This is a genomic window from Amycolatopsis sp. 505, from assembly GCF_031625235.1.
Taxonomy (GTDB): Bacteria; Actinomycetota; Actinomycetes; order Mycobacteriales; family Pseudonocardiaceae; genus Amycolatopsis.
On the sequence record NZ_JACKQP010000010.1, the window covers coordinates 57,224 to 83,455 of the forward strand.

Annotated in this window: 27 protein-coding genes; 9 read left to right on the forward strand and 18 right to left on the reverse strand. The window is 71.1% G+C overall.

From position 1 onward, the window contains the following. Nucleotides 1-5: 5 nt before the first annotated feature. The 9 genes from H5965_RS33665 to H5965_RS33705 all read right to left on the reverse strand — a co-directional run bounded on the left by H5965_RS33665 (nucleotide 6) and on the right by H5965_RS33705 (nucleotide 6,643). Complete coding sequence (locus H5965_RS33665) at nucleotides 6-263, reverse strand: AraC family transcriptional regulator (protein ID WP_310974821.1); 258 nt, start codon at nucleotides 261-263, stop codon at nucleotides 6-8. Beyond that, nucleotides 248-1,483: an MFS transporter gene (locus H5965_RS33670; protein ID WP_310975216.1), complete on the reverse strand. Its 1,236-nt coding sequence runs from the start codon at nucleotides 1,481-1,483 to the stop codon at nucleotides 248-250. Before H5965_RS33670 ends, H5965_RS33665 begins: the two co-directional genes overlap by 16 nt. Continuing rightward, nucleotides 1,480-1,890: a VOC family protein gene (locus tag H5965_RS33675; RefSeq protein WP_310974822.1), complete on the reverse strand. Its 411-nt coding sequence runs from the start codon at nucleotides 1,888-1,890 to the stop codon at nucleotides 1,480-1,482. Before H5965_RS33675 ends, H5965_RS33670 begins: the two co-directional genes overlap by 4 nt. Nucleotides 1,891-1,900: 10 nt before the next feature. Next, a complete protein-coding gene (locus tag H5965_RS33680) occupies nucleotides 1,901-2,338 on the reverse strand; it encodes a helix-turn-helix transcriptional regulator (RefSeq protein WP_310974823.1) in 438 nt (145 codons plus the stop codon). 650 nt (nucleotides 2,339-2,988) lie between these two features. After that, complete coding sequence (locus tag H5965_RS33685; protein WP_310974824.1) at nucleotides 2,989-4,431, reverse strand: FAD/NAD(P)-binding oxidoreductase; 1,443 nt, start codon at nucleotides 4,429-4,431, stop codon at nucleotides 2,989-2,991. Next, nucleotides 4,424-4,654, reverse strand: a complete 231-nt coding sequence (locus H5965_RS33690; RefSeq protein ID WP_310974825.1) for a ferredoxin — start codon at nucleotides 4,652-4,654, stop codon at nucleotides 4,424-4,426. Before H5965_RS33690 ends, H5965_RS33685 begins: the two co-directional genes overlap by 8 nt. A gap of 1 nt (nucleotide 4,655) precedes the next feature. After that, nucleotides 4,656-5,273, reverse strand: coding sequence for a ferric reductase-like transmembrane domain-containing protein (locus H5965_RS33695; protein ID WP_310974826.1), 618 nt, complete (start codon nucleotides 5,271-5,273; stop codon nucleotides 4,656-4,658). Next, nucleotides 5,266-6,060, reverse strand: a complete 795-nt coding sequence (locus H5965_RS33700; RefSeq protein WP_310974827.1) for a DUF4142 domain-containing protein — start codon at nucleotides 6,058-6,060, stop codon at nucleotides 5,266-5,268. Before H5965_RS33700 ends, H5965_RS33695 begins: the two co-directional genes overlap by 8 nt. Further along, a complete protein-coding gene (locus tag H5965_RS33705; protein WP_310974828.1) occupies nucleotides 6,044-6,643 on the reverse strand; it encodes a hypothetical protein in 600 nt (199 codons plus the stop codon). The genes H5965_RS33700 and H5965_RS33705 overlap by 17 nt, the downstream gene beginning before the upstream one ends. 240 nt (nucleotides 6,644-6,883) lie before the next feature. Here H5965_RS33705 and H5965_RS33710 point away from each other — a divergent pair, with 240 nt between their 5' ends. The 4 genes from H5965_RS33710 (at nucleotide 6,884) to H5965_RS33725 (ending at nucleotide 10,896) form a co-directional block, all read left to right on the forward strand. Further along, nucleotides 6,884-7,444 carry a sigma-70 family RNA polymerase sigma factor gene (locus H5965_RS33710; RefSeq protein WP_086849750.1) on the forward strand — a complete coding sequence of 187 codons (561 nt, stop codon included), beginning with the start codon at nucleotides 6,884-6,886 and terminating at the stop codon, nucleotides 7,442-7,444. A 7-nt stretch (nucleotides 7,445-7,451) separates the two neighbouring features. After that, nucleotides 7,452-8,240 carry a zf-HC2 domain-containing protein gene (locus H5965_RS33715; protein WP_310974829.1) on the forward strand — a complete coding sequence of 263 codons (789 nt, stop codon included), beginning with the start codon at nucleotides 7,452-7,454 and terminating at the stop codon, nucleotides 8,238-8,240. A 273-nt stretch (nucleotides 8,241-8,513) separates the two neighbouring features. Beyond that, on the forward strand, nucleotides 8,514-9,944 hold the full coding sequence (locus H5965_RS33720) for a DUF1996 domain-containing protein (protein ID WP_310974830.1): 1,431 nt from the start codon (nucleotides 8,514-8,516) through the stop codon (nucleotides 9,942-9,944). A gap of 31 nt (nucleotides 9,945-9,975) precedes the next feature. Next, nucleotides 9,976-10,896 (forward strand): hypothetical protein, encoded by a 921-nt coding sequence (locus tag H5965_RS33725; RefSeq protein WP_310974831.1) that lies wholly within the window; start codon nucleotides 9,976-9,978, stop codon nucleotides 10,894-10,896. Nucleotides 10,897-11,844: 948 nt separating this feature from the next. Here H5965_RS33725 and H5965_RS33730 read toward each other — a convergent pair. Further along, complete coding sequence (locus H5965_RS33730; protein ID WP_310974832.1) at nucleotides 11,845-12,903, reverse strand: Lrp/AsnC family transcriptional regulator; 1,059 nt, start codon at nucleotides 12,901-12,903, stop codon at nucleotides 11,845-11,847. 68 nt (nucleotides 12,904-12,971) lie between these two features. Here H5965_RS33730 and H5965_RS33735 point away from each other — a divergent pair, with 68 nt between their 5' ends. Beyond that, complete coding sequence (locus H5965_RS33735) at nucleotides 12,972-14,165, forward strand: M20 family metallopeptidase (RefSeq protein ID WP_310974833.1); 1,194 nt, start codon at nucleotides 12,972-12,974, stop codon at nucleotides 14,163-14,165. A gap of 139 nt (nucleotides 14,166-14,304) precedes the next feature. Then, on the forward strand, nucleotides 14,305-15,507 hold the full coding sequence (locus tag H5965_RS33740) for an amidohydrolase family protein (RefSeq protein WP_310974834.1): 1,203 nt from the start codon (nucleotides 14,305-14,307) through the stop codon (nucleotides 15,505-15,507). 77 nt (nucleotides 15,508-15,584) lie between these two features. Here the strand turns inward: H5965_RS33740 and H5965_RS33745 are convergent, their stop codons facing one another. Together H5965_RS33745 and H5965_RS33750 are read right to left on the reverse strand one after the other, a co-directional pair. Continuing rightward, on the reverse strand, nucleotides 15,585-16,382 hold the full coding sequence (locus H5965_RS33745) for an alpha/beta hydrolase (protein ID WP_310974835.1): 798 nt from the start codon (nucleotides 16,380-16,382) through the stop codon (nucleotides 15,585-15,587). A gap of 51 nt (nucleotides 16,383-16,433) precedes the next feature. Beyond that, a complete protein-coding gene (locus H5965_RS33750) occupies nucleotides 16,434-17,591 on the reverse strand; it encodes a steroid 3-ketoacyl-CoA thiolase (RefSeq protein ID WP_310974836.1) in 1,158 nt (385 codons plus the stop codon). Nucleotides 17,592-17,822: 231 nt separating this feature from the next. Here H5965_RS33750 and H5965_RS33755 point away from each other — a divergent pair, with 231 nt between their 5' ends. Beyond that, on the forward strand, nucleotides 17,823-19,049 hold the full coding sequence (locus H5965_RS33755; RefSeq protein WP_310974837.1) for a cytochrome P450: 1,227 nt from the start codon (nucleotides 17,823-17,825) through the stop codon (nucleotides 19,047-19,049). Here the strand turns inward: H5965_RS33755 and H5965_RS33760 are convergent. Continuing rightward, nucleotides 19,021-19,602 carry a dienelactone hydrolase family protein gene (locus tag H5965_RS33760; protein ID WP_310974838.1) on the reverse strand — a complete coding sequence of 194 codons (582 nt, stop codon included), beginning with the start codon at nucleotides 19,600-19,602 and terminating at the stop codon, nucleotides 19,021-19,023. The two genes, H5965_RS33755 and H5965_RS33760, sit on opposite strands and share 29 nt — an antisense overlap. A gap of 35 nt (nucleotides 19,603-19,637) precedes the next feature. On the opposite strand from H5965_RS33760, the gene H5965_RS33765 reads away from it, so the two are divergent. Next, a complete protein-coding gene (locus H5965_RS33765) occupies nucleotides 19,638-20,429 on the forward strand; it encodes a transglutaminase family protein (protein ID WP_310974839.1) in 792 nt (263 codons plus the stop codon). 49 nt (nucleotides 20,430-20,478) lie between these two features. Then, entirely contained in the window at nucleotides 20,479-21,501 is a 1,023-nt protein-coding gene (locus tag H5965_RS33770; protein ID WP_310974840.1) for a YhjD/YihY/BrkB family envelope integrity protein, read from the forward strand. On the opposite strand, the gene H5965_RS33775 is transcribed toward H5965_RS33770, so the two are convergent. The 5 genes from H5965_RS33775 to H5965_RS33795 form a co-directional block, all read right to left on the reverse strand. Next, the gene (locus tag H5965_RS33775) at nucleotides 21,502-22,665 is read right to left on the reverse strand and encodes a thiolase domain-containing protein (RefSeq protein ID WP_310974841.1); all 1,164 of its coding nucleotides are present in this window, start codon (nucleotides 22,663-22,665) and stop codon (nucleotides 21,502-21,504) included. It abuts the gene before it with no gap. Beyond that, a complete protein-coding gene (locus tag H5965_RS33780) occupies nucleotides 22,662-23,675 on the reverse strand; it encodes a thiolase domain-containing protein (protein WP_310974842.1) in 1,014 nt (337 codons plus the stop codon). The genes H5965_RS33775 and H5965_RS33780 overlap by 4 nt, the downstream gene beginning before the upstream one ends. Before the next feature lie 7 nt (nucleotides 23,676-23,682). Next, nucleotides 23,683-24,660 carry an OB-fold domain-containing protein gene (locus tag H5965_RS33785; RefSeq protein WP_310974843.1) on the reverse strand — a complete coding sequence of 326 codons (978 nt, stop codon included), beginning with the start codon at nucleotides 24,658-24,660 and terminating at the stop codon, nucleotides 23,683-23,685. A gap of 114 nt (nucleotides 24,661-24,774) precedes the next feature. Continuing rightward, nucleotides 24,775-25,353, reverse strand: a complete 579-nt coding sequence (locus H5965_RS33790; RefSeq protein ID WP_310974844.1) for a hypothetical protein — start codon at nucleotides 25,351-25,353, stop codon at nucleotides 24,775-24,777. 80 nt (nucleotides 25,354-25,433) lie between these two features. Next, nucleotides 25,434-26,222: a crotonase/enoyl-CoA hydratase family protein gene (locus H5965_RS33795; protein ID WP_310974845.1), complete on the reverse strand. Its 789-nt coding sequence runs from the start codon at nucleotides 26,220-26,222 to the stop codon at nucleotides 25,434-25,436. Nucleotides 26,223-26,232: the final 10 nt, after the last annotated feature.

A 26,232-nucleotide genomic window follows, 5' to 3' on the forward strand; every position in this document is an offset into this window, starting at 1 on the left:
GGGGATCACGCTACTTTCGGGCGTGCTGCCCGGGCTTCTCGATTCCTGATCGCTTCGGCGGCCCGCCGGTAATCGTGCGGGGAAAGGCCGTAGGCGTCCTGGAAACGGCGGACGAACAACGCGACGGGCAGGCCCACGGTGCGCGCGAGTGCTTCGAGGTCCAGCGGACGCGCGAATCCGGTGTCGATGCGGTCGCGGACGCGGCGCAACAGCGTCAGCTCACGCAGGTGGTTCTCGGCGGCGGCTTTCAGGCCGAGGCACATGTCGGGTTCCCTTCGTGGACGCGCCCGAGTACCGCCCGGGCCGCGATCGGGAGCAGCAGGAGGGTCAGCACGCCGGAGAGCACGAGCCCGCCCGTGCTGCCGGTCAGTTCGATCAGGGGCCCGCCCAGGGCGAGCCCGAGCGGGGCGGCCACCGTGGCGCCGGTCGTCCAGAGCGTGACGACCTGCTGTTGTTCCCCGGGGGCGAGCCCGGACTGCAGGAAGCTGTACGCGACCGGCGTGAACGGCGCGTACACCAGGCCGCCGAGGGCGAAGACGAGCAGGGCCACGGTGAGGTCGCCGGTGACGGCGAGCGCGATCGGGCACAGCGCCCACAGCCCGATGATCGCGACGAGCAGCGGCCGCTGCGGCAGGTTCCGCAGCCGGCTGACGAGCGCGGCGCCGGCGAACGCGCCGACCCCGAGCGCACCCCACAGCACCCCCAGGCCGGACGCGCCGGCGTGCAGCGTCCCGCTCACGTACAGCGGGAGCGCCACTTCGACCGGCATGTACAGGAAGTTGAAGAAGAACTCGACCACCAGCAGCCGCGCGGCGACCGGACGGCGGCGCAGGATCCGCCAGCCCGACTCGTGGGTGCCCTCGTCGCGCAGCGCGTCCCGGTCGCCGGCCTCGCGGGGGACGCAGGCCAGCAGGATCAGCGCTCCGGCGGCGTCGACGAAGAGCGCGTATCCCGCACCGGCGGTGGCCACGAGGACCCCGCCGAGCACCGGCCCGGCGATGTAGAGCGCGAACGTCGTGTTCAGGCCGAGCAGGCCGTTGACCGAGAACCGGCCGGCCTCGCCCGCGGCCGACGTCGCCAGCAGGCGGCGGCTGCTCGACCCGGCCAGCCGGAAGGTGGCGCCGAAGAGCAGGCCGGCGGCCAGCACCGGCAGGGTGAGCCGGCCGGAGACGGCCAGGACGCCGAGGACGGCGAAGGTGGCCGACCGCAGCACGCAGTCGGCGACGAGCAGCGTGCGCGGGCGGAGACGGACCCGGCCGAGCCCGATGGCCAGGGCCAGCACGGTGGACAGGACGAACGGCGCGGCCTCCACGACGCCGATGGCGATCGCTTTCGGGACGTCGCCGTGCAGGGAGAGCGTCTGCACGGGCATGGCCACCAGGAGCATGCCGGTGCCGATGTTGGCGAGCAGGTCGCCCAGCAGGAGCCCGGCGATCCGCCGGTCGCGCAGTACCTCGCGGTAGCCGAGCGCCGTCGTGGTCAGCGCAGTTCCTGGATGCGCAGGAGGTTGCCGGCCGGGTCGCGGAACGAGCAGTCGCGGATGCCGTAGGGCTGGTCGACCGGCTCCTGGACGACCTCCGCGCCGCCGGCCTCGAGCTTGGCGAACAGCGCGTCGAGGTCCTTGGTGGCGAGGTTGGCGCCGGCGTAGGTGCCCTTGGCCATCATCTCGTTGATCATGCGGCGCTCGTCGTCGGTCAGGCCGGGCGTCGCGGCCACCGGCGTCAGGACGATCGCGGTGTCGGGCTGGTTCGGCGGGCCGACGGTGATCCACTGCATGTCGCCGTACTTGACGTTCTGGCGGACCTCGAAGCCGAGGAGGTCGCGGTAGAAGGCGAGCGAGGCTTCCGGGTCGGTGTGCGGGAGGAAGCTCGAGTGAATGGTGACGTCCATGGTCGTCACCCTAGGTGGCCGCCGACGGCCGCGCTTCTCGATTCCTGATCGGTCTGGTGACCTGTTTGGCGACGCACGGCGGCATCCCGACGGTGGCCTCGGCCTGCTCCTCGCGGTAGACGCTCGGAGGCATCCCGACCAGCTCGGCGAACCGGGTGCTGAAGGTCCCGAGCGACGAGAAGCCGACGGTGAAGCACACCTCCGTGACGCTCAGCTCGCCCTTCCGCAGCAGGGCCATCGCCCGTTCGATGCGGCGCGTCATGAGGTACGAATACGGTGACTCACCGTAGGCGCGCCGGAACTGCCGGCTGAGGTGCCCGGCCGACATGTTCACCCCCCGCGCCAGCGCCTCGACGTCGAGCGGCTGCGCGTACTCCCGGTCGATCCGGTCCCGGACGCGCCGCAGGAGCGCGAGGTCCCGCAGGTACTGGGCCGAGGAGCTGGTCACCCTTGGATCCTGCCACAACGGCCGAGGCGGGCCGAGGCTTTCGTGTCGACCCCCCAATCACGCGTGTCGACCCTCCAGACACGCGTGTCGTCCCTCCAGGTACGCGTGTCGTCCGTCCAGGTACGCGTGTCGTCCGTCCAGGTACGCGTGTCGTCCGTCCAGGTACGCGTGTCGTCCGTTCGCGCACGACATCCCGCGTGATTCGGGGACGGCATCTCGCGTGATTGAAGAGTCGACACGCGTGATTGAAGGGTCGACACGCGTGATTGGGGGGTCGACACGGTGGAGCCGTCCCGGGGGTTCCCGTGCCCCCGGGACGGCCGTGCACCGGTGCTGCACGACCGTGGCGTTCCTTCCGGCGGCATACCCGTCCGCCGGACCGATCGTCACGGCCCGTGCGCCCCGGCGGAGTGACCCGCCGCGGCGCTCGACCCCGGGCCCCCGCCCGGTGTGCCGGAAGAAGGCCACCCCGGGGGCGTCGGGTTCCCTCGGGATGGCCCTCTCCTGGCCCGCCGGGCGCTCGTGTCCTTCACCAACGCGAGGCGGGCAGGGGGACGTTCGGGGCCGGCCACCACACCACCCAGCCGCGGAGGGAGTGTGGTGGCCGGCAAGGGACGGTGGCCGCCGCGCGCAGCCCCGCCCCGGCTTCTCTACCTCCCCATCGGGATGGCCATGGTCGGCAACGCGGCGCCGGGCTGGGCGGCGAACGCCGTGGTCGGCGGGGCCGGCAGGGCCTGCGCGGGGAACGCCGTCGTCGGGATGTCGTTGGCGAACTCGCTCTCGAACTCGCGCTCGAAGGCCTGGTGGTCGAAGCCGCTGTCGAACTCCGGAGGCACGTCGGCCGCCAGCGCGGCGAGCGCCGGCTCGACCGTCGGGACCTCCGCCACCGGAGCAGCGGGCGCGGGCTCCGGCTCGGGCACATAGTCGGGCGCGGGCAGCCGGCGGTTGAGCTCGGCCATCCAGTCCAGCATCGCCCGCGGCTTGTCCCAGCAGGAGATGCCGACGAGCTGCCCGTCGCGAACGAAGCCGGTGATGCCGTCGGCCAGCGACACCGTGTCCTCGGCCAGCGACGGCATCCCGCACATCTGCAGCCGCGTGTCGTACAGCGTCGACCAGGCGCGGGGGAGCGGGGTGAACGGGATGGCGCTGGAGTGCCCCATCAGCAGGTTGTCCGCCGCGTGCCGGGCCGACTCGACGGCGTTGATCCAGTGCTCGACCCGCCGCGGGGTCTCGTCGAAGCGCAGGTTCGGCCAGCGCGCGATGTCCCCGGCGATGACGACGTCGGACGCGCCCTCGGCGAACAGCTTCGAGTCGCAGAGGACGCCGTCGCTGATGTCCAGGCCCGAGCCGCGCATCCAGTCCACCGACGGGACGCTGCCGATGGCGAGCACGACGACGCTGGCGACCAGTAGCTGGTTGTTCGTCAGGTGCAGCCCGACGGTGTCCTTCGTGCTGATCCAGTGCCGGACTTCGCTGCGCATCGCCAGGTTCGCGCGGTGCTCGTGGTGCGCCTCGACGATGCCGCTGGAGACGCGGTCGCCGAAGCGGTGCAGCGGCGCCTTCGCGTGCCCGATCAGGGTGACGTCCCGGCCGATGTGCCGCATGCTCGCGGCGAACTCGTTGCCGATCAGGCCGGCGCCGATCACGACGGCCGGCTTCTTGCTGGCGTTGAGGCAGCGCCGCACCGCCATCGAATCCTCGACCGTGCGCAGGATCCGCACCCGCGGGTCGTGCCGCGGCGCGCCGGGCAGGTGCCGCGGGTAGACGCCGGTCGCGGCGATCAGGCCGTCGTACCAGAGGGATTCGCCGCCGGGCAGGTGCACGACCCGCTCGGTGGTGTCCAGGTGCGTGACCCGCGCGCCGAGGCGCCAGTGGACGTCGAGGTCCGGCAGGTAGTGCGAAAGGCCCACGTCGCTGGGCCGTTCGGTCCCCATCACCAGCGCCTTGGACACCATCGGGCGGTGGTAGGGCCGCCGGGCCTCGTCGCCGATCAGGACGATCTCGCCGTCGAACTTCTGTTCCCGCAGGCGTTCCGCGGCACGCAGCCCGGCGACGCCCGCACCGACGATGACGATCCGGTCGCCGTCAGCCATCGAGGTCCCCTCTCATCACGACCGCCTGCATCGGGCAGCAGCGGGCGGCCATCTTCGCCTGTTCCATGGTGGTTTCGTCCAGCAGCCGCGTGTGGAAGCGCAGGCGGCCGTCCTGGCCGAGGTCGAACACGTCCGGCGCCTCCATGGCGCAGATGCCGTAGAGCTCGCACCGGTCGTTGTCGACGCTGATCCGGGGCCCGTTCCCGGGCAGACGGAAGGGCATGTCAGGCCACCTGCTCTTCCACGAGGCCGATCCGCTCGAGCGTCCGGGCCGGCATGAACCGCAGCATCGACACCGTCACGGCCGGCACGAGCAGCGTGATGCCGCCCAGCCAGGTCACCGAGAGGTGGCCGTTGGCGATGGCGCCGAACCAGGAGTGGATCGCGATGAGGCCGACCGCCGGGTAGGCGCAGCGGTGCAGCCACAGCCAGCGCCGGTAGGACGTGAAGCGCTGCAGGCCCGCCGTCAGGAAGATGGCGAACATGACCTCGAAGCCGACGATGCCCGCGATGTGGCGCGCTTCCTGGCCGGAGCCGAACGGGATGAACATGTAGCCGAAGCTGTACGGCTGGACCGTCAGGTAGGTGAAGCCCAGTGCGTGGACGAGGCCGAAGATGATCGTCGCGGTGGCCAGCACCATGTGCGTGCTGCGCAGGCCCTTCCGGCCGGTGACCGAGCGGATCCAGCCCGTCGCGGTGAGCACGCCCCAGGTCAGCGTCAGCATCGCCGCCCCGTAGGACGTCCGGGCGGCGAAAGCGGCCAGGCCGCGGGCGGCCGGGTCGGTCTTCGGCTGGAACTGCTGGGTGAGGAAGATCGTCGCGTCGTGCCAGGTCTCAACCATGGCTACCCCCGGTTCTCGCGGTGGCGGGCCGGGACGACGCCCGGCCGCGGCCACGGTTGCTCTTGACCTGCCGCAGCACGTAGAACAGGCCACCGCCGAGCAGCAGGAACAGGGCTCCCACCACGGCGATCTGGGAGGGGTCGAGGCCGAGCTGGATCCCGGTGGGCGCCGCCGTGGTGGAGACCGACGGGGCGGGCAGCGCGGTGTAGTCGACCATCCCGGTGCTTTCGAGCATCGTCATGTGCCGCATCACGGCCTGGTTGCCGACGGTCGCGAAGGCCCGCACGTCGTCGTTGCGGGTACCGGCCCGCAGCTGCGCCAGGACGTTGAACACCGCGCCGTGCGCCGCGCGCAGCCGGTTGGCGAAGACGCGGTCGAACTCCGGGCCGGGGGAGGCGGCCATCTCTTCGGCGAGCCAGCCGCGCTGTTCGTCCGAGGGCTGGTCGGGGACCGGCGAGTTCAGCTTCTGCGAGAGGGCGCGGGTCGCCACGTCGAGGCGGCCGTGGTCCATCATGATCGCGAAGCCGACCTTCTGGACGATCGGGCCGCCCTTCTCCATCGCCATCATGCCCGACGGCATCTCCCACAGACCGGCCTGGCGGACCTTGGTCAGCAGTACCGCGTCGGTGTCGGAGATCGCGGTGGTCTGGGCGAGGGAGGTCGAGCCCGGGGCCAGCAGCGCCAGCACCAGGGCCACGACGAAGAGGATCCGGACCAGCGGCCGGGAGCGCTCGAGGACCGACGAGGGTTCGCAGCCGAACCCGGCGAGCTCAGACGCCGAACGCATTTTGCCTCCACTCGTCCTGGGTGAGGGTGATCTTCTTGCCGTCCGGCGCGATCGGGTACCACGCCTGGTCGGCGCCCTGGCCGGAGGTGTCGGCCGGCTCCTGGTCGCCGGTGAAGTGGTACAGCGGCCAGCCGGCGAGGGTCTGCTGGGTGCTGCCGTCGTCGCGGGTGATCTGCCCGATCAGCGACTGGTCGACGTCGATCGGCGCCAGGTTGCCGGGCTTGACCGGGATCCACTTGGCCGCGCACGCGTCGGTGCAGTTCGACCGCGAGGGGTTGGGGGTGTCCCGGTCGTACCGGTAGATGGTGTACCCGGTCCCGTCGACGAGCAGGAGCCCCAGGTCGAACGTCTTCGCCGCCCTGAGCTGGCTCTTCGCGGGGTTGTTCGGGTCGGCGGTGATGCCCTGCGGCATCGGCAGGACGACCTGCCCCTGCTGCATGCCGGGCATCTGCATCCCGGCGGCGCCGCCGGCTGCGTAACCGCCACCCGAGGTGGTGGCCGCGCCGGCGGTACAGGCAGTGAGCAAGGCGAGTGCGGTGAGGCACACGGCGGCGGGGACCACCGGGCGGGGAATGCGGATCACTGCTCCTCCGTGGGGCATGACTACGCGCTGTTGCCGGTAGTGCAACGGAAAAGGGCGCGAAAGATCCACAGTGGACATTCGGTCCGGAGTGGATGCGGAGCGTTGCGGGGGACAACGCCTGGTCGGGGTCTTCGGTAGGGGATACGGACACGGTCCGGAAACGGTTCAAAAAAGTTTTGCCCCTGGTTCGCGGGCAGGAAGTACTGGACGTAGGCCGTCCGGCCCACCAGGATGTCCCGCGTGGGACGGCACACCCGAGCGCTCAGATCCATCGGAGATCAGGAGGCCGTCGTCGAGTCCGGCGACGGTTCCGATGATCTGGCGAAGGCGCTCTACCAGGAGTTCGGCGGGTCCCTCATGGCGTTCGCACTGCGGCTGACCGGCCACGACCGGCAGTGGGCCGAGGACGTCGTGCAGGAGACCCTGATCAAGGCGTGGCGGAACGCCGACAAGCTCGACCGCCAGCCCGAGATGCTGCGTGCCTGGTTGTTCACGGTGGCCCGGCGGATCGTCATCGACGGCTGGCGCAGCCGCAGTGTCCGGCCCCAGGAGCTCGAGGAGATCGAATCCGACGCGATCGCGGTGTCCGACGAATCGGACCGGACGCTCGCCGCGATGATCGTCTACGAGGCGCTGCAGGGTCTTTCGCCCGAGCAGCGGGAGGCCATCCAGCAGACCTACCTGCGCGATCGGACCGTGAACGAGGTCGCGGCCACCCTCGGCGTGCCCCCGGGCACCGTGAAGTCCCGCATCCACCACGCCGTCCGCGCGCTGCGCCGGGCCTTGCGCGAGCGGGGGTGAACTGAGCGTGGCCGGATCACCGCACACCGACGTCGCCGCCTACGTGCTCGGCGTCCTCAGCGAGGCCGAGAACACCCAGTTCGAAGCCCACCTGATGAACTGCCCGCACTGCCAGCTCGACCTGATCGAGCTCTACCAGCTGCCGGACGTCCTCGACCTGGTGAAGCGCAGCTGGCCCGAGCCCCCGATGCCCGCGCCGAGCCCGCGCACCCTGTCGCCGGGCCCCCGGGTGCTGCGTGGCCTCATGGAAGAGGCCGCCGTCAAGCGCCGCCGCCGTCGCCGGATCGGCATCCTCGCCGGCGCCGCCGCCGCGGCGGCCGTGATCGCCGGCCCGCTGGTGACCCTCGCGGTCCGGCCGGCCGACGCCGTGCCGCCCGCTTCCCTCGCCGCTCCGAGCAACAAGCAGCCCCCGCCGGCGACGAGCGTCCCGGCGACGTCCACCGCCCCGCCCGGGGGCGCCGAGGGGCAGCCCGGCGGCGGCCAGACCTACGGCCGCGGCAGCGGCGGGTCCGCCGTCAGTGCTCTCGTCACCGTTTCACCGGTCGAGTGGGGCAGCCGCGTCGAGCTCGAGCTGCGCGGCATCGTCGGGCCGGTGAAGTGCCAGCTGGTCGCCGTCCCGGCCACCGGGACCGAGCGCGTCGTCTCCAGCTGGTCGGTGCCGCCCAAGGGGTTCGGCATCCCCGGCTCGCCCGAACCGCTGCGGTTGCAGGGTTCGGTCTCCCTGGCGATGGACCAGATCAGCCGGTTCGAGGTGCGCGGCGAAGACGGCACCGTCCTCGTCGTCGTCCAGCGCTGAATTCTTTCTTTCGGTGAAACCCCATGACCTGGGTAAATGCTGCCCGGTTGCGTTCTCGTAGATAACGAACAGATAACGGACCGGTCGCTTTTGAACCTCGTGCCGCTCAGGTCCGTATCCCCCAATGCATCCCCCGATGCATCCCGACAGCCGGAACCGCAAGCATCCCCACCCGGGTTCCGTGCGATCTCGAGCTCAATCAACGGTAGTTCTTGCCCGGGCTGCCGCGCTCACCGGCGCGCGCCCGGAAAAACGAACGAGGTGAACTAGTCTATGGCCCGGAATTCTCGGTCCCCCGTGACGGGCAAGCACCGCGTTGCCCGCCGAACCAAGATCGCGATGGGTGCGATCGGCTTGGCGATCGCCGTCGGCGCACTCGCCGTCGCGGTCAGCACGGGCCGCACGGGCGAAGCCAGCGCGGACCCGGCGGACCCGTCGTTCTTCATCGACATCACCAAGGTTCCCGCCGGCAGCAACGTGAACGCGGCCTTGAAGCAGAAGGGTGCCAAGGGTTCCTTCACCGTCGACTGTGGAACGAACGCGGACGGGTCGCACCACAACCCGGACAACTTCATCGCGCAGCCCGGGATCAAGAACGGCGCCCAGCACCTGCACGACTACGTCGGCAACGTGACGACGGACGCCGATTCGAGCCTCAAGAGCCTGCTCGCCGGCGACACCACCTGCAAGAACGGTGACCAGTCGGCGTACTTCTGGCCGGTCATCCGCGTCGACCGCGAAGACGAAGCGACCAACAAGGGCAAGAACGAGAAGGCCAAGCAACAGCAGCAGGGCAAGACGGGCGACGTCCAGCAGGACAAGAGCGGGCAGGACGCCAAGGACGCGCAGGACCAGAACCAGCGCGAGCGCCGCGGTCAGGGCGGCGGCCGGACCGGGCTGAGCGCCCAGCAGCAGGGTGACCAGAACGACGGTCAGCAGCAGCAGGACCGGCAGCAGCGTCGGCAGCAGAACAACCAGCAGCAGGACGACCAGCAGCAGGACCAGAACAACGACCAGCAGGACCGGAACGGCCAGCAGCAGAACAAGAACCAGCAGAACCAGCAGAACAAGAACCAGCAGCAGAACCAGAACCAGCAGGACCAGAACAAGGACCAGGGGCAGCAGGAGGAGCTCGGCGGTCCGCAGGGCGCGAACGAAGAGGTCGGCGACAACGACGGCGAGATCATCGAGCCGGAGTCCGCGACGTTGAAGTTCATCGGCGGGGGCGCGCAGAACGTCGTCGCGATGCCGCTCGGCCTGAAGATCCTCTACGGTGACGCCAAGCAGAGCACCAACGGCCCGAAGAACGCGCGGCCCAGCTGGACCTGCACCGGGTTCGAGGACCGGCTGACCGACAAGTACCCGATCTGCCCGCAGGGCAGCAAGGTCGAGCGGATCCACGCCTTCCCGAACTGCTGGGACGGCAAGAACACCGACAGCGCGGACCACCGCAGCCACATCGTGTTCGCCGACCAGCAGGGCAAGTGCCCGCAGGGCTTCAAGAACGTGCCCCAGCTGCAGGTGACCCTGGTGTACGACGTGCCGCAGGACGTCCAGCAGAACAAGCAGTACAAAGTGGACGCTTTCGCGCAGGAAGAGCACAACCCGCGCTCCGACCACGACGACTTCGCGAACGTGATGAGCAAGCAGATCATGGGCCGCCTGGTCAACTGCATCAACTCCGGCAAGGTCTGCGCCGAATAACACCCTTCTGGAGAGGGAAGGAGAACTTCCGATGAACCGTGCTCGCCCGGCTGTTGCCGCACCGATCGCCGTCGCCGGACTCGCGCTGGTCGCGGCCTGCGGGACCAACCCGTACGCCACGTCCGGAGCCGTCCAGCCGGTGGTGCTCGGGGCGCAGCAGCAGCCGGCGAGCACGGTCCCGGCCGGCGCCGCGGCCCAGCTGATTTCGTCCACTGTGGACGGGTTGGGTACGGTACTGGCCGATGCCGAAGGGCACACGCTCTACCGGTACGCGAAGGACTCGGCCGGCCCGCCCCGGGCGACGTGCGCCGGTCCGTGCGCGACGACGTGGCCGCCGCTGATCTCCGACACGCCGGCGGTGGCCGCCGGGATCGACGCCGAGCTGGTCGGCCAGGTCACCCGGCCGGACGGCCGCAAGCAGGTGACGGTCGACGGCTGGCCGGTCTACCGGTTCGCGAAGGACACCGGCCCGGGCATCGCGCTCGGCCGTCGGGTCAGCGCGGACTGGGCCCCGATCACCCCGGCGGGCCGCAAAGCCGACCCGGCGACCCTCGAGACGGGTGAGGTCGACGGCCTCGGCCGGGTCCTCACGGACGCGGACGGCCGGACGTTGTACCTGTTCACCAAGGACGGCAAGGATTCCGGAAAGTCCACTTGCGACGCGGCCTGCGTCGCGAAGTGGCCGCCGGTCGTGGTGGACGGCCCCATCACGGTCGCGGGCGGTATCGACTCCGGTTTGGTCGGCCGAATCCGCCGAGAGGACGGCACCACGCAGCTGACGGTAGGAGGCTGGCCGGCGTACACGCACGCATCGGACGACGGGCCGGGAGCGGCAACCGGCCACGGCGCGGGCGGCACGTGGTACGCATTGGAGCCCAACGGCTGCCGCGCCGACCCGGCGCGCAGGCCGGCGGTGCAGCAGGCGGTCGCGACATCACCCAGCGGGTACTGACCCGCTCCCCGATCCCCGGCCCGGTGGACGCTTTCCCTCCACCTCACCCCCCCCGGTTCGCCGGGCCGGTTGCACCACCCCGAAAATCGCGGGACCCCGTCCCGCACCCCGAACCCCGGTCCGGTGGACACTTCCCTCCACCTCACCCCCCAGTCCACCGGGCCGGTTGTTCCACCCCGAGAAACCGCGGGACCCGTCCCGCACCCCGAGCCCCGGTCCGGTGGACGCTTTCCCTCCACCTCACCCCCCATGTCCGCCGGGCCGGGATACCTCACCACCGATCCGGCCAGCCGGATCAGCGAAGGAGGAGAAGGCGGGAGTCGCTCCCGCCCGCGAGTTCCGGCCCGGTGGACGCTTCCCTCCACCTCACCCCCGTCCACCGCGCCGGAACCCTTCCCGCCCCGACCACGCGAGATCCCCCCTCCAGCCACGCGTGATGCCTCCTCAATCACGCGAGATACCCCTCCAATCACGCGCGACGCCTTCCCGATCACGCGAGATCCGCCTCCAGCCACGCAAGATCCGTCCCCAGTCACGCGACTTCGGTTGCCGAGCACGCGGCCTCCGTCCCGAACCACGCAGTACCCGCCCCGAAGCTCCGGCCGGTGGCCGCCCCTCGGTCACCGAGCCGGCCCAGGCCAGGCTGGCCCGGCCTGGGGAGCCCAACTCAATCCGGCCGAGCCTCACTAGCGGAGCCTTGGCCCGGCTCGCGGAGTCGACTCAACCCGGCCAGGCCAGACCCGGCCCGGCGAGCCCAACTCAATCCGGCCGAGCCCCGCCAGCGGAGTCCAACCGGCCCGACCCCGGCCAGACCCGGCCCGGCCCGGGGAGCCCAACTCAATCCAGCCCGGCTCAGCCCGCGGAGTCCAACCGGCCCGACCCCGGCCCGCGAACGGCGGCCCCGAGAACCCCGGCCCCGGGGGATGCTTCCCTCCACCTCACCCCCCCTCATCCCCCGGACCGGTGAACGCTGCGGTCCCCGTGCTCCGGCACGGGGACCGCGGCCCAGAAATCCAGCGGTACCCGCCCCACGCCCCGGCCCGCCGAGTCGAGCAAGCGGCCCATCAGCTTGACACTCCGCAGCGTCACCGCCCGGTCCGTGATCTCCAGCCACGGCAGCTTCGCCGCCAGCCGGGCCTCCACCGCCACGACGTCGTGCGACGAAGGCAGCCACAGCACCAGCATCAGGTTCGCCGCCCCCGTCAGGGCCGCGCACATGCGGACCTCCGGCACCATCGCCAGCGAACGGGCCGTCGTCTCCAGCTTGTCCGGCGGCACCGTCAGCCACAGCGTCACCGTGACCGGCGCCGGCGACACCGATCGCGCGATCTCGCACCTCACCCGGATCGCGCCGCGGCCGAGCAATCCGTCCAGACGTCGGCGCACCGTCGTCGCCCCGACGCCCAGCACGCCCGCCAGCGCCGCCGCCGAGGCTCGAGGGTCCGCTCCCAGCGCCAAGATCAGCGCCCGGTCCGCCGCGTCGAACCGCAGCGGGGCGCGCTGGCGGGCCGGCTTCGGCGACAACGCTTCCCGCTGACCCGGGGAGATCGCCCGGACGCGCCAGCGGCTGCCCTCGGTGAACATGCGTGAGGACAACGTCGTCCTCAGCCGCGTCACGCCGGGGACGGCCAACGTCGCCACGTGCGCCCCCAGCTCGCGCAACGACGGCGTCACCACGTGAACGAGCAGGTCGCACGGCCCCGCCACGTGCTCCACCGTGGCCACGTGGACGTCCGAGGCCAGCGCTTCCGCGACGGCCGGCGCCGCGCCGGGCTCGCAGTCGATCGCCACGAAAGCCAGCACCAGCTGCGAAATCAGCTCCCCGCCGGCGTACGCGGTGAGCCAGGCGTCCCCGCGCTCCACCAGCGCGTCCCAGCGGCGGGCCACGGTCACCGCGCCCAACCCCAGCGCGTCGCCGAGCGTCGACCACGACGCCCGCGGCGCCGCCTGGAGCGCGTCGGCCAGTTTGAGGTCCTGCTCGGCCAGCATGGCGGATTCTTCGCTCATCAGCCCTCGGAACGGTGGTTTCGGCCATTTTCCCCGGCCATTGTGCTCGACTCTCGCATGATCGGCGGATGACCCTGCGCTCCGATGCCGCCGCCATGCTCGACGACCTGCAGGTCCTGCGCCGCGAGCTGCACCGCGTCCCCGAGATCGGCCTCCACCTCCCGCGCACCCAGGAACGGGTCCTCGCCGCCCTCGACGGGCTGCCGCTCGAAATCACGCTCGGCAAGAACCTGTCGTCGATCACCGCGGTCCTGCGCGGCGGCCACCCGGGCGGCACCGTCCTCTTGCGCGGCGACATGGACGCGCTCCCGGTCACCGAAGCCAGCGGCGAGGAGTTCAGCTCGACCCTCGACGGCGCCATGCACGCCTGCGGCCACGACCTCCACACCGCCGGCCTGGTCGGCGCGGCCCGCCTGCTCGCCGCCCGCAAGGACGACCTCCCCGGCGACGTCGTCTTCATGTTCCAGCCCGGCGAAGAGGGCTGGGACGGCGCCGGCCACATGATCGACGAAGGCGTCCTGACGGCGTCCGGCAAGCACGTCGACGCCGCGTACGGCCTGCACGTCTCGGCCGCCAGCTACGCCAAGGGCCACTTCGTCGCCCGCCCCGGGACGCTGATGGCGGCGTCGGGCGCGCTCGAGGTCCGCGTGAAGGGCGACGGCGGCCACGGCTCGTCCCCGCACGACGCCCGCGACCCGATCCCGGCCGCCTGCGAGATGGTGACCGCCCTGCAGACGATGGTCACCCGCACCTTCGACGTCTTCGACCCGGTCGTCATCACCGTCGGCTCGTTCCACGCCGGCACCCGGCGCAACATCATCCCGGACGACGCCGTGTTCGAGGCGACGCTCCGGTCGTTCTCCCCGGAGGTCGCCGCGAAGGTGGGGGAGCGCGCGGTGCAGGTCTGCCGTGGCATCGCCCAGGCGCACGGCCTCGACGTCGACGTCACCTACGAACCGGAGTACCCCGCGACGGTCAACGACGCCGCCGCCTACGCGTTCGTCGCCGACACGATCCGCGACGTCTTCGGCGAGGAGCGCTTCACCGAGATGGCCGATCCGATCACCGGTTCGGAGGACTTCTCCCGTGTCCTGGAACGGGTTCCGGGCGCGTACCTCTTCCTCGGCGCCTGCCCCACGGACCCCGTGACCGCCCCGGACAACCATTCGCCGCGCGCCCGGTTCGACGATCAGGTGCTCGGCGACGGCGCCGCGCTGCTGGCCGAACTCGCCGTCCGCCGCCTCGGGCTCATGGCGGGGTGACGCGGGTGCGCAGCTACCATCGGCCCCGCGGGGTTGTCCACAGTGGATCGAACGACCGCGTCCGCGGCGGCCGCCCGCAGGTCCGGATCGACCACGGCACGGTTGTGGTCGCGAGTACTCTTGCCCTCGTGGAGGCGGCGTGACGCGCACGGTGTTCACCGGCGGCTCGGTCTTCGACGGCACCGGCGCGGACCCGGCCCCGGCCGACGTCGTCGTCGAGCACGGCCGGATCGTCGACGTCGGGACCGACCTCGACGGCGACGAGGGTGTCGACTGCACCGGCACGGTGCTGCTGCCCGGGCTCTTCGACTGCCACGTGCACGTCACGATCTCCGACATCGGGCTGCTGTCGCGGGTGCAGAAGCCGTTCTCCTACCAGTTCTACGAAGCCGCGCGGAACCTGTGGGCGACGCTGGGCCTGGGCATCACGACGGTCCGCGACGCGGCGGGCGCGGACCTCGGCATCAAGCAGGCGGTGGACGACGGCCTGATCCCGGGCCCGCGGCTGCAGATCTCCATCGGCCTGATCAGCCCGACCGGCGGCCACGGCGACGCGTGGCACCCGTCGGGGTTGTGCGTCCCGCTGATGGTCCCGCACCCGGGCCGTCCGGACACGACGGTCGACGGGCCCGACGAGATGCGCCGGGTGGCCCGGACGCTGCTGCGCGCGGGCGCCGACGTGCTCAAGGTGTGCACGACCGGCGGAGTGCTGTCCCCGCGCGACGACCCGCGGCACGCCCAGTTCACCCCGGAGGAACTGGACGTCCTGGTGACGGAGGCGGCGATGCAGGGCCGCCCGGTGATGGCCCACGCCCAGGGCGCGGCGGGCATCAAGAACGCGGTCCGCGCGGGCGCGCGCTCGATCGAGCACGGCATCTACCTGGACGACGAAGCGATCGAGCTGATGCTGGGGCACGGAACCTGGCTGGTCCCGACGCTGATCGCCCCGGTCAACGTGGTCCGCGCGGCCGACGCGGGCGTCGACCTCCCGCCGGCGGTGGTGGCGAAGGCGCGCGAAGTGGTGGAGGCCCACCGCGATTCGGTCCGCCGCGCGTATGCGGCGGGCGTCCGGATCGCGATGGGAACGGACAGCGGAGTGGGCCCGCACGGGACGAACCTCGAGGAACTGGCCCTGATGGCGGCGTGCGGCATGACGCCGGGGGACGTCCTGGAGGCAACGACCTCCTCGGCGGCGCGGCTGATGGGCCTGGACGGGGAATTGGGCCGGCTGGAGCCGGGCCTGCGGGCGGACGTCGTGGTGGTGGCGGGCAACCCGTACGACTTCCCGGCGCTGGCGTCGAACATCCGGGAGGTCTGGAAGGACGGCATCCGAGTCGTCTGACGCCGTGTCGTCCTTCCAAACACGCGTGTCGTCCGTCCAGGCACGCGTGTCGTCCATTCGGGCACGCGTGCCGCCCGTCAGGCCTCCGCGTTCAGCAGGTCCTTCAACGCCGCCGCGAACTTCACCGGGTTTCGCTGCGGGGCCAGGTGGGAGCCCGGTGTCTCGACGAACGGCAACCCCAGCTCCAGAGCCAGGATCTTCGCCGGCTGGTAATGGTACCGGCCCCGGCTGCCCTCTCCCGCCACCGGGAAGATCTCCGTGGTCGCCTTCCGCAGGGCCCTCAGGTCCGGCAGGTAGTCGAAGAACTCCGTCAGCTCGCGGTCGAACAACCGGATCCAGTCGGCTTCGTGCGGCAGGCGGAGGTTGGGCAGGTTCGGCAGCGCCGCGCCCGCGATGGCGTCCGCGAACCGGGTCACCGCCGCCATCAGTTCGCCCGCGCGGGCCAGGCGGACCTGCTCGGCCGCCGCTTCGAGCCAGCCTCCGGCGTCCGGCATCAGGTGGACCGCCGGGGGTTCGTGCGCGACCAGCGTTGTCACGCGGTCCGGGTGGCGGGCGACCAGGTCGAGGCCGATCAGGGCGCCGGCGCTCGAACCGAACACCTGGGCCGGGCCGTCGGCCGCGTGGTCCAGGACCGCCAAAGCGTCGTCCGCCTGCAGGGAAACCGGGACCGGGCCCGTGGTCGTGTCCGTGCTGCCGAAGTGGCCTCGGCGGTCGTAGGTGATCACGGTGTAGTCCGCGTACAGCTGCTTCGCCAGCGCGCGGTAGGCGTCGCCCGATCCGGTGCCGCCCGCGATCAGCAGCAGTGCCGGGCCCTCGCCGCCGCGGCGGACGAGGAGCTCGCCGTCCTCCACCGGGCAACGGCTTTCCGAGATCATGCCTCGAAGTGAAGCACAAGCCGTTCACCCGACGGCGTGGTGGTCGGGGGCCTAGAGCCGTTCGATGATCGACGCCGTGGCCAGTGCGCCGCCCGCGCACATCGTCACCAGCGCCGTCGAGGCGTCCCGGCGCTCCAGCTCGTGCAACGCCGTCGTCAGCAGCCGGGCACCCGTGCTGCCCACCGGGTGGCCCAGGGCGATCGCGCCGCCGTTGACGTTCACGCGGGACGGGTCCGGGGAGACCACCTGCTGCCACGACAACGCGACCGACGCGAACGCCTCGTTGACCTCGAACAGGTCCACGTCACCCACCGTCATCCCGGCCCGGGCGAGCACGCGTTCCGTCGCGCGGATCGGGCCGTCCAGGTGGTAGTACGGCTCGGCGCCGACCAACGCCTGCGCGACGATCCGGGCCCGCGGACGCAGGCCCAGCGCCGCCGCGCGGTCCGCGTCCAGCAGGAGCAGGGCCGCCGCGCCGTCGGAGATCTGGGAGGACGTTCCCGCCGTGTGGACGCCGTCCTCGACCACCGGCTTGAGCCGGGCCAGGCCTTCGACCGTCGTCTCCCGCAGGCCCTGATCGCGCGTGACGAGGTGGGTCTCGCCGGTCGGTGCGCCGTCAGCCGAGAGGACCGGGGCCTTCACCGGCACCACCTCGCGGTCGAAGTGGCCCGCCGCCCACGCGGCCGCCGCCTTCTGCTGGGACGCCGCCCCGAACCGGTCGACGTCCTCGCGCGTCAGCCCGCGGCGGACCGCGATCCGCTCGGCCGCGCCGTACTGGTTGGGCAGGTCGATCGACCACGACGACGGCCGTGGTGAGGCACCGGCGCGGTTCGTGCCCAGCGGCACGCGGCTCATCGCCTCGACTCCGCACGCGACACCGGCGTCGATGGCGTCCGCCGCGATCAGGCCCGCGATGAGGTGGGTCGCTTGCTGCGCCGAGCCGCACTGGGCATCGATCGTCGTCGCACCCGCCGTCTCGGGCAGGCCCGCGTGCAGCCACGCCGTGCGCGTGACGTTGTTCGACTGCTCACCGGCCTGCGTGACGCAGCCGCCGATGAGCTGCTCGACGAGCGCCGGGTCGATCCCGGCGCGGTCCAGCAGGGCGAGCTGCGCGGCACCCAGCAGCTCGGCCGCGTGCAGGCCCGCCAGCAGCCCGTTCCGCTTGCCGATCGGGGTCCGCACGGCTTCGACGATGACCGGCACGCCCATGTCGTCCCTTTCGTCGGGAAACACTGTTCACTAACGCAGAAACTAGAACAAGTTATCGTTTTGTGCAAGTCTGCGCAGGCGTGGCCGGTTCTTGATCTTGCCCGAGTGAGCGCGCGCTCACCTGCTATCCCCGGTTGAGTAAACGGGTTTCACTCACGGTCTTCCGTTGGTTAACGCCGTATGCTTCAATCCAACCTAGAACGTGTTCCAAGCCGAACCGTGGGAGGCAACGTGGCCGCTCCGCTCATCCCCGCCGGGTTCGACTTCACCGATCCGGATCTCTTGGCGGAGCGACTCCCCGTCGCCGAGTTCGCCGAGCTCCGGCGCACCGCCCCGGTGTGGTGGAACCCCCAGAAGCACAACACCGCCGGCTACCGCGACGACGGGTACTGGGTCGTCTCGCGCCACGCGGACGTCAAGGAGGTCTCGCGCGACAGCACGCTGTACTCGTCGCGGGAGAAGACCGCCATCATCCGCTTCGACGAGAACATGACCGAGGACAACCTCGAGGCGAACCGCCTGGTGCTGCTCAACCAGGACGCCCCGCAGCACACGAAGCTGCGGCGGATCGTGTCGAAGGGCTTCACCCCGCGGTCCATCTCGAAGCTCGAGGACACCTTGCGCGAGCGCGCCGAGCGGATCGTGCACGAGGCGCGGAAGAAGGGGTCGGGCGACTTCGTCACCGACGTCGCGTGCGAGCTGCCGCTGCAGGCGATCGCCGAGCTGATCGGCATCCCGCAGGAAGACCGGCTCAAGATCTTCGACTGGTCGAACCAGATGGTCGCCTACGACGACCCCGAGTACGAGGTCGCGCCGCTGGAGGCGTCCGCCCAGCTCGTCGGGTACGCCTGGAACATGGCCGAGGAGCGGCGCAAGTGCCCGATGGACGACATCGCCACCAAGCTCATCCAGGCCGACGTCGACGGTGAATCGCTCGGCTCCGACGAGTTCGGGTTCTTCGTCATCCTGCTCGCCGTCGCCGGCAACGAGACGACGCGCAACGCCATCACCCACGGCATGAAGGCGTTCCTGGACCACCGGGACCAGTGGGAGCTGTTCAAGGAGCAGCGGCCGAAGACCGCGCCCGACGAGATCGTCCGCTGGGCCACCCCGATCGTCGCCTTCCAGCGCACCGCCACCCGCGACACCGAGCTCGGCGGCGCGCGGATCCGCAAGGGCGACCGGGTCGGGATGTTCTACAGCTCGGCCAACTTCGACCACGAGGTCTTCGACGACCCGGAGAAGTTCGACGTCCTCCGCGAGGACAACCCGCACGTCGGTTTCGGCGGCACGGGGTCGCACTACTGCATCGGCGCGAACCTGGCCCGGCTGGAGATCGACCTGATCTTCAACGCCATCGCCGACGTGATGCCGGACATCGCCGAGGCGGCACCCCCGGTGCGGCTGCGGTCGAGCTGGATCAACGGCATCAAGCACTACCCGGTGAAGTACGCCTGAGGAACCCGTCGACGCGGTCCCAGGTGAGCTCCGCCGCGGCCGCGTCGTACTCGGGACCGCCGGCGTCGGTGTAGAAGTGACCGATGCCCGGGTAGGTGTACACCCGGGCATCGGCACCCACCGAGGCCGCCGTTTCGCGCCAGGCCGCGACCTGCGCCGGAGGGGCGATCGGGTCGGGGTCGGCGACGTGGAGCTGCACCGGCAGGCCGGGCCGGATCCCGGCGGGCACCGCCCCCACGGCGTGCAGCATCAGGACGCCGGTGGTGCCGAGCCGGTGCGGCAGCACGGTCTCGACCACGCCCGCCCCCATCGACACGCCCACGAGCACGGTCTCCGGCGGCAGCTCCCGCACGGCATCGCGGGCACGTCCGGTGATCGTCTCCCAGCCGACCTCGTCCTTCACCGCGAAGCCCTCTTCGAGGGTCGAGGCCGTCCGCCCGGCGAAGAGGTCGGGCGTGGTGACCCGGTGGCCCGCCGCCCGCAGCCGGTCGGCGAAGCCCAGCTCGACGGGTCGCAGGCCGAGCACTGAGTGGAACACCACGATGTCGCTCACCCGGCGATTCTGCCAGGGGATGCCATGATGGGACGATGGCCCCGCGAGCGACGGTGGACGTCGAGTTCGCCATCCGCGTCACCGAACCCGGGCCCGCGGCGATCTCGGTCTCCGCGGCGCACGCCGACACCGAAGAGCTCACCGTGTCCTGGCACGGGGAGAGCCGGCCCGTCGAGTTCGAGCACGGCACCCGGGCCGAGGTCTTCGACCTGCCCGCCGGCGAGCACCGCGTCACCTACCACGCCGAACGCGTGCTGAACGAGCCCGAACCCGAGCCCGTCACGCTCGCCGACGTCGCCGTGTTCACCCGGCCGAGCCGGTACTGCCCGTCCGACCGCGTCGCCGGGCTCGTGCCGCCGGAACTCGGCAAGCTCGAAAACCCACGCCGGCAAGTCGAAGCCGTCGTCCGGCACGTCCACGAACGACTGTCCTATGTGGTCGGTGCCGGCCGGCCCACCGACGACGCCGTCGACACCCTGCTGGCCGGCGAGGGTGTCTGCCGCGACTTCGCGCACGTCTGCATCACCCTGTGCCGGTTCCTCGACATCCCCGCGCGGTACGTCGGCGTCTACGCGCCCGGGCTCGCGCCGATGGACTTCCACGCCGTCTTCGAAGCCGCCGTCGACGGGCACTGGTACGTCTTCGACGCCACCCGGCTGGCGCCGCGGCAGACCATGCTGCGGATCTCCACCGGCCGCGACGCCGCCGACACCGCCTTCCTCGCCACGCTCGGCGGCGAACTCGACTTCCTCGGCAGCACCGTCTTCGCCACGACCGACGCCGCGTTGCCGGTCGACGACGGGTCCGGGCTGGTCGTTCTGGGCTGAACCGCGTGTTGCCTGCGCAAAGACGGCCCCGGCTGGGTAGACAGTCTTCGTGAAGAGTTCCCCGAAGGCGCCGAGCCCCTGGGCCCGGGCGCGCGCCCGGTACCGGTGGCTGGACCACATCGCCCGCGCGACCAACCGCTACATCGACGCCGGCGGCTACCACTACGTCGCCTCGATCACCTACTTCAGCCTGCTGTCGCTGGTGCCGCTGCTGATGGTCGCCTCGTCGGTCGCCGGGTTCGTGCTGGCCACCCAGCCGCACCTGCTCGACACGCTGGTGCACGCGATCGTGTCCACGCTGCCCGGCGGGCTCGGCGACAAGGCCACCGAACTGCTCACCGGCTTCGTCGAGCAGCGGACCAGCGTCGGCGTGGTCGGTCTCGCCATCGGCCTCTACTCCGGCTGGAACTGGATGAACGCGCTGCGGGACTCGCTGACGGCGCTGTGGGGGCAGAACCGGTCGGACCAGTCGCTGCTGCGGCTGATCCTCGTCGACCTGCTCGCGCTGCTCGGCCTGACCGCGGCGCTGCTGGTGTCGTTCACGCTCACCATCTCCGGCACCGCGCTCGGCAGCTACCTGCTCCGGCTGGCCGGCCTCGACGACACGAGCTGGGGCCACCAGCTCGTGTCGGCGTCCTCGGTGCCGCTGTCGCTGGCCGCCGACTGGCTGGTCTTCCTCTGGGTGCTCACCCGGCTGCCGCGGCAGAAGGTCGGCGTGCGCAGTGCGGTCCGGGGTGCGGTCGCGCTGGCCGTCGGCTTCGAGGCGCTGAAGCTGGCCGGCGGGTTCTACCTCCGGCTCATCGGCGACTCGCCGACCGGCATCGCGTTCGGCTCGATCATCGGTCTCATCTTCTTCATCTCGCTCGTGGCCCGCCTGCTCGTGTACGTGACGGCGTGGACGGCGACCGGCTCGGACGCACCCCCGAAACCGGTGCAGCCGCCGGCGCCGGTGGTGCTGAAGCCGGTGGTCGTGGTGGACCCGCCGATGGCCGTGCCCGCCACGGTCGGCGTGGTGACGGGCGTGCTCGGAACGCTGCTCGCGCTGCGGTTGCGCCGCCGCTCGCGGGGGTGATCAGCTCGGCTTCTCCGAACCCACCAGCCACATCGAGAAGTACTGTGACCCGCCGCCGTAGGCGTGGCCGAGCGCGCGGCGGGCGCCGTCCACCTGGTAGTCCCCGGCCCGGCCCATCACCTGCTTCGCCGCTTCGGAGAACCGCAGCATGCCGGACGCGCCGATCGGGTTGGACGACAGCACGCCGCCCGACGGGTTGCACGGCAGGCGGCCGCCGATCGCCGTTTCGCCCTTCTCGGTGACCTTCCAGCCCTCGCCTTCGGGCGCGAAACCCAGGTTCTCCAGCCACATCGGCTCGAACCACGAGAACGGCACGTAGATCTCGGCGACGTCCACTTCGGACATCGGGTCGGTGATCCCCGCCTCGGCCCAGAGCGCGGCCGCGGCCTCGCGCCCGGCCCGCGGGTTCACCTGGTCGCGGCCGGCGAACGTGGTCGGCTCGGTGCGCATCGCCGTCGCGTGCACCCAGGCCGCGCCGCCCTCGACGGCGTCCCCGGCGGCCTCGTCGCCGAGCACCATCGCGCACGCGCCGTCGGACGACGGGCACGTCTCGTCGTAGCGGATCGGGTCCCACAGCATCTGCGACGCCCGCACCGACTCGACGGTGATGTCCGGCTGCCGCAGGTGCGCGTACGGGTTGAGGGCGCCGTTGCGCCGGTCCTTCGCCGCGACGATCGCCCCGACGTGCTCGGGTGCCCCCGAACGGCGGATGTAGGACCGCACGTGCGGGGCGAAGTAGCCGCCCGCGCCGGCGCCGACCGGCATCTGGAACGGCGGCAGGATCGACAGGCCCCACATCGCGTTCGACTCGGACTGCTTCTCGTACGCCACCGTGAGCACGCGCCGGTGCACGCCCGACTGGATGAGCGACGCCGCCACCAGCGCGGTCGAGCCGCCCACGGACCCGGCGGTGTGCACGCGCAGCAGCGGTTTCCCGGTCGCGCCGAGCGAGTCGGCGAGGAACAGCTCGGGCATCATGACGCCCTCGAACAGGTCCGGCGCCTTGCCGAGCACGACGGCGTCGATGTCGGCCCACTCCACCTGGGCGTCGGTCATCGCGCGGTCGATCGCCTCGCGCAGCAGGCCCGGCATCGAGACGTCCTGCCGCTTGGCGCGGTGGTGCGTCTGGCCGGTGCCGAGCACGGCGGTGAGCTGCTTGGTCATCGGGCCTCCAGCACGGTCACCAGGTTCTGTTGCAGGGCCGGCCCGCTCGTCGCGTGCGCCACGGCCTTGCGGGATTCGCCGCGGTGGATCCGGACCGCCGCTTCGCCGATCCGGGCGAGCCCGGCGGAGAACATCGGGTTCGCGGCCAGCGCCCCGCCGGAGGGGTTGAGCTGCACGCCGTCGCCCAGCCCGAGCGCGGTCCGCAGGATGAGTTCCTGGTGCGTGAAGGGCGCGTGCAGCTCGGCGAGGTCGACGCCGTCGAGGTCCAGCGCCCGGGCCGCCGCCTCGGTGGACGGCGAACGCGTCAGGTCGCGGGCCCCGAGCACGGGGGAGTCGACGCGGTGTTCGATGCCGGTGATCACGGCCGGGCGTTCGACGATCTCCCGCGCTCGTTCCACAGTGGACAGGACGATCACGGCGGCGCCGTCGGTGATCGGGGCGATGTCATGCTTGCGCAACGGATCGGCGTAGTACGGCGTATCCAGGAGTTCCGCGACGTCCTTGCCGGTCCCGCGCGCGGCGACCTCGGCCAGGTCCTTTTCGGACCAGAGCCCGGCCTCCAGGCCCAGCCGCGCCTGGATCCCGGCGATCGAGACCGAGTCCGGCCACAGCGGCGTGACGACGTACGGGTCGAGCTGCAGGGCGAGCACCCGGCGCAACTGCCCGGCGCTGGACTTGCCGAAGCCGTAGACGAGCGCGGTCTCGACCTCGCCCATCTTGATCTTCAGCCACGCCTCGTACAGCGCCCAGGCGGCGTCCATTTCGACGTGCGACTCGTGGATCGGCGGGAACGCGCCGATCGCGTCGACGGCGGCGATGAACGAGAACGCGCGGCCGGCCAGGTAGTCCGAGGAGCCGGAGCACCAGAACCCGATGTCCTGTTTGGACAGACCGGTCTGCGCGAAGACCTCGGCGAAGATCGGGACGAGCATCTCCACGCCGTTGGTGGTACCGGGCGTTTCGCGGACGTTCGGGGCCTTCGCGAAGCCCGCGATCGCGACGTCTGGCATCAGGACCTCACAGGTGGTGGGCGAAGGTTTCGTAAGCCGCGTCCGGCTCACCGGTCGGCTCGAAGTGGCTGATGTTCTCCAGCGACGTCCACCACTCGTCGCGCGGCTTCCAGGCGGCGCGCACGCGCATGCCCATGCGGACGTCTTCGGCGGCGCAGCCGAGCACGAGGTGCAGGAAGGCGATGTCGGCCCCGTCGAGCAGGATGTACGCGGCGACGTACGGCGGCTTGAGCCGCTGGCCGAGGAACGGGACGTTGACGATGCAGAACGTGGTGACGATGCCGGTGTCGGGGAGTTCGACCTCTTCGGTGGTCGGCACGCCGTCGGTCGGGCAGGCCCCGCGCGGCGGGATGTAGACCTTGCCGCAGGCGGGGCAGCGCTGGCCGATCATCTTCCCTTCGGCGAGCCCGCGCAGGTAGGTGCTCTCCTCGGGCGAGGCCGAGTGCATGTACTTCAGGTGCACCGGCGTGATGACGACGCTGATCGGCGCGCCTTCTTCGCGCTCGGCGACCGGGGGAGCGGGCTCGGTGGGCGTGGTGTCCTCGGCGTCGGCCGGCAGGAAGTAGGCGATGTCCCGGATGTGCCCGACGGTCTCCTCGGCCCACCGGACGCGCACCCGCTGTCCACTGTGGATCTTGTCGGGCGAGCCGGCGTCGACGGCGTGCAGCATCGGGGTGTCGGCCCCGTCGAGCTTGACGAGCGCCCAGGCGAACGGCCGGCTCAGCGGCTGCCCGTCGAGCGGCTCGGGGCACCACGACCAGGAGACGACGGTGCCCTCTTCGCCGACGGGGACGAACTCGCCGAGCTGTTCGGCGGTCACGGGGTCGTACTCGAGGGGCGGGACGTGCACCCGCCCGTCACTGCCCCGGATGCCTTCGATGCGGCGGTCACGCAGCGCGGTGACGAACCGGCCGAGCACGGGCCCGGTGGAGCGCGTGTAGTCGAAGCCGACGTTCAGCGGTGCCGCAAGCGGTGTCTCGGTCACGTCCTTGAGTGAAACACGTTCTCGTTCTGTCGGCAAGATTCACTCGCGTGGCTGGCCTGGTGGAAAGGAACGTGTTCTATGGGCGACGGCGAGTTTGCGGCGACCTTGCGGAAGTCAGACCAAGTCTCTGTGCTTGACGAGTTGGGCGGCGTAGATCGTCAGGAGACACAGGTCGACGATCAGGATCGGAGTGGTCAAGGCGAGCGGCTTCGGGTTCGCTAGGGCGAGGGGCGCGGCCACAACGGCCGGCGCGACCGCAATCAAGATCAGGGGCAGGTGGTAGGAGAGCAGGCGCTGTCGCAGGCGGTACTTGGGATCCCGTTTGGTGTGGTGCCACCCTTCGAATCCGTCAAACGTCGACGAGAGGGGCGCCTCGATCATCCTGCGGATGTGTTCGGAAGCCTCTCCGATCTGCGCGTTCTGGAAGACGATGAGGGTGCCGAGAAGAAGCGAGACAAGTGGTGAGACCAGAAGAAGAGGGCCGCTTGTTCGTTCGACTCCGAACCCGAGAACTGCCGAGCTGACCGTTACGGAACACACCACCATCGATGTTCGGTGATCCATCTTCTTGAGGATCTCGTCGCGCAGCGTCTTGTACTCGGCCAGGAGCACCTCCGCGGCGAAATGAGGTTCCCTGATGATCGCCGAGATGTCGGCCGGGTTCTCGGATTTCTGTTCGCCGAGCGAGTCCACTCTGCCTCCAGCCAGGTCGGCCAACCGCCTCGTGGGGAACTCGGGATCGGCGGCCGGTTCGTTACGTGGCGAGGTCGGCATCAGCGACCGGTGAAGTCCGGCTTCCGCTTCTCCGAGAACGCTCGCGGCCCCTCCTTGGCGTCCTCGGAGGCGAAGACCTCGATCCCGTACTGCGAGTCCAGCTTGAAGGCCTCTTCCTCGTGCAGTCCCTCGGTGTCGCGGATCGTCCGGAGGATGGCCCGCACGGCCAGCGGCCCGTTGGCGTTGACCAGTGCCGCCAGCTCCAGGGCCTTCGTGAGCGCGGAGCCGTCCGGGACCACGTGACCGATCAGGCCGATCGCCAGCGCCTCGGAAGCGGACAGGTGACGTCCGGTCAGCAGGATGTCCGCCGCCACCGTGTACGGGATCTGCCGCGGCAGCCGCACCGCCGACCCGCCCATCGGGAACAGTCCCCAGCGCGCCTCCGACACCCCGAAGCGCGCCGACTCGCCCGCCACCCGGATGTCGGTGCCCTGGAGGATCTCGGTCCCGCCCGCGATCGCCGGCCCCTCGACCGCCGCGATCAGGGGTTTCGTCAGCCGTCGCCCCTTGAGGAGCCCGGGGATGCGCGAAGGGTCGAACTTGCCCGAAGCGAACGACTCCGACGGCGAGTTGCGGGACATCGACTTCAGGTCCGCGCCCGCGCAGAACGCGCCGCCCGCGCCGGTGAGGATGCAGCTGCGGATCGAGTCGTCCGCATCGACCCGGTCCCAGGCCTCGACCATGATCGCCATCATCTCGCCGGTGATCGCGTTGCGCGCTTCGGGCCGGTTCATCGTGACGACGAGGGTCTGGCCCTCCTGCGACACCAGCGCGTGCGGTTCACCCACGGAAGACCTC

Excerpts from the sequence above, each read along its gene's own strand:
- H5965_RS33665 (WP_310974821.1), bottom strand. The coding sequence starts at position 263 with ATGTGCCTCGGCCTGAAAGCCGCCGCCGAGAACCACCTGCGTGAGCTG.
- H5965_RS33675 (WP_310974822.1), bottom strand. The coding sequence starts at position 1,890 with ATGGACGTCACCATTCACTCGAGCTTCCTCCCGCACACCGACCCGGAA.
- H5965_RS33685 (WP_310974824.1), bottom strand. The coding sequence starts at position 4,431 with ATGGCTGACGGCGACCGGATCGTCATCGTCGGTGCGGGCGTCGCCGGG.
- H5965_RS33690 (WP_310974825.1), bottom strand. The coding sequence starts at position 4,654 with ATGCCCTTCCGTCTGCCCGGGAACGGGCCCCGGATCAGCGTCGACAAC.
- H5965_RS33695 (WP_310974826.1), bottom strand. The coding sequence starts at position 5,273 with ATGGTTGAGACCTGGCACGACGCGACGATCTTCCTCACCCAGCAGTTC.
- H5965_RS33700 (WP_310974827.1), bottom strand. The coding sequence starts at position 6,060 with ATGCGTTCGGCGTCTGAGCTCGCCGGGTTCGGCTGCGAACCCTCGTCG.
- H5965_RS33720 (WP_310974830.1), top strand. The coding sequence starts at position 8,514 with ATGGCCCGGAATTCTCGGTCCCCCGTGACGGGCAAGCACCGCGTTGCC.
- H5965_RS33725 (WP_310974831.1), top strand. The coding sequence starts at position 9,976 with ATGAACCGTGCTCGCCCGGCTGTTGCCGCACCGATCGCCGTCGCCGGA.
- H5965_RS33730 (WP_310974832.1), bottom strand. The coding sequence starts at position 12,903 with ATGAGCGAAGAATCCGCCATGCTGGCCGAGCAGGACCTCAAACTGGCC.
- H5965_RS33735 (WP_310974833.1), top strand. The coding sequence starts at position 12,972 with ATGACCCTGCGCTCCGATGCCGCCGCCATGCTCGACGACCTGCAGGTC.
- H5965_RS33745 (WP_310974835.1), bottom strand. The coding sequence starts at position 16,382 with ATGATCTCGGAAAGCCGTTGCCCGGTGGAGGACGGCGAGCTCCTCGTC.
- H5965_RS33750 (WP_310974836.1), bottom strand. The coding sequence starts at position 17,591 with ATGGGCGTGCCGGTCATCGTCGAAGCCGTGCGGACCCCGATCGGCAAG.
- H5965_RS33765 (WP_310974839.1), top strand. The coding sequence starts at position 19,638 with ATGGCCCCGCGAGCGACGGTGGACGTCGAGTTCGCCATCCGCGTCACC.
- H5965_RS33775 (WP_310974841.1), bottom strand. The coding sequence starts at position 22,665 with ATGACCAAGCAGCTCACCGCCGTGCTCGGCACCGGCCAGACGCACCAC.
- H5965_RS33780 (WP_310974842.1), bottom strand. The coding sequence starts at position 23,675 with ATGCCAGACGTCGCGATCGCGGGCTTCGCGAAGGCCCCGAACGTCCGC.